Source organism: Treponema sp. C6A8 (assembly GCF_000619925.1).
Lineage (GTDB): Bacteria > Spirochaetota > Spirochaetia > Treponematales > Treponemataceae > Treponema_D.
This window is the reverse complement of the sequence record NZ_JHVB01000024.1, coordinates 1-1,202: the sequence shown is the minus strand read 5'-3', so window position 1 is coordinate 1,202 and position 1,202 is coordinate 1. Positions and strand designations below refer to the sequence as shown.

Below are 1,202 nucleotides of genomic sequence, written 5' to 3'. Positions count from 1 at the left end.
CGGTTAGTTTCTGCCTGCTACTTCCATTTTTTTATTCTCTATTGACAAAGGCACAACATATCAAATTGCTATATGTAAAACTAAGAGCGCTTTTCGTGGTTCTGCGTCTTACGCGCTCCATTGCTGCGCTTCGCTTAGCAACACGCCTTACGGCGTGCCACTACAATCGCTAACCGAATTAAATATAAACAGCTTTTTATTACACAAGGACTGCGACTCTTTCTTTGATAGCTTTTATTTGTTTTGCAGTGAGTTTAAACATTTCTATAAGTTCTTTTTCTGTCATTTTTCCGCTTTCAAGAATTTTTGCAGCCATTTCGACAGTTCTTTCGTCTCTTTCTTCCTTTGCCATTTCTTCCATAATTCTGCACATATGCTTTACCCCCTTATCATCTTCTTTGAGGTATCTGGCTCTGTCAGCCAGAATCTTATTCTTCATATCATCGGCCTTCTTGCAGTGAAAGTCGTGCATAAGGTCACCAAAAGAATCATTTCCTTTGTATTCTCCATTTACATAGATAATGTGAGCTTCATCGTTGAATAATTCTTCACCATCTATATATCTGTCTATTTTATACAGCGGTTTTCCTTTTTTGAATATGTCATTTTCTGTAATAAAAATGACATAACTCTCCGGAAGATTCTTAGCATCTTCACCTGGAACAGTAATATCCGCGTCCATTAACGCAGAATTATATCTTGCTCGTTTAGCACCTGCACCTTTATCAGCTCTTTGAATCTCAATGTCGTAAGGCTTTCCTTTGTTATCTTTTGCATACACATCAAGCCTGACAGAACGACCTTCAAGGCTCTTTACGGTTTTCTGAGCGACTGTATCAATTACCTTAAGCTTCTTGTTACCAAGAATAGTCTGAAGTACAAATTGAGTACAGTCCTTATCATTTTCAAAAAAGCGAGTCATGAAGTCATCGTCCATCAAGGTAAATTCCTGAAGACGGGCTAACATTTTCTGCTTCTTTGCTGAATCTACTTTATTCATAAGCAAATATTAACATGAATAATAGTGAATCGCAAGGTTGTTAATTATCTCAAAAGAATTCCGCATTTCAAATTAGGCCCATCAGAACAATATGTAGTGCCTCACAAGTTTGCAAAAATCGAGGATTTAGTCTAATACTCTTAATTATAACAAAACAAAGCATGACATTACCTCATGCAAAAAGGAGACACTACATGAATAG

1 protein-coding gene is annotated in these 1,202 nt (G+C 36.9%); it reads right to left on the bottom strand.

Annotation, left to right across the window (positions count from 1 at the left end):
- Nucleotides 1-199: 199 nt before the first annotated feature.
- Nucleotides 200-1,000: a PD-(D/E)XK nuclease family transposase gene (locus tag T530_RS0111980; RefSeq protein ID WP_027729217.1), complete on the bottom strand. Its 801-nt coding sequence runs from the start codon at nt 998-1,000 to the stop codon at nt 200-202.
- Between the last annotated feature and the right edge of the window lie 202 nt (nt 1,001-1,202).

Coding starts and splice junctions, on each gene's coding strand:
- T530_RS0111980 (WP_027729217.1), bottom strand. CDS start 1,000: ATGAATAAAGTAGATTCAGCAAAGAAGCAGAAAATGTTAGCCCGTCTT.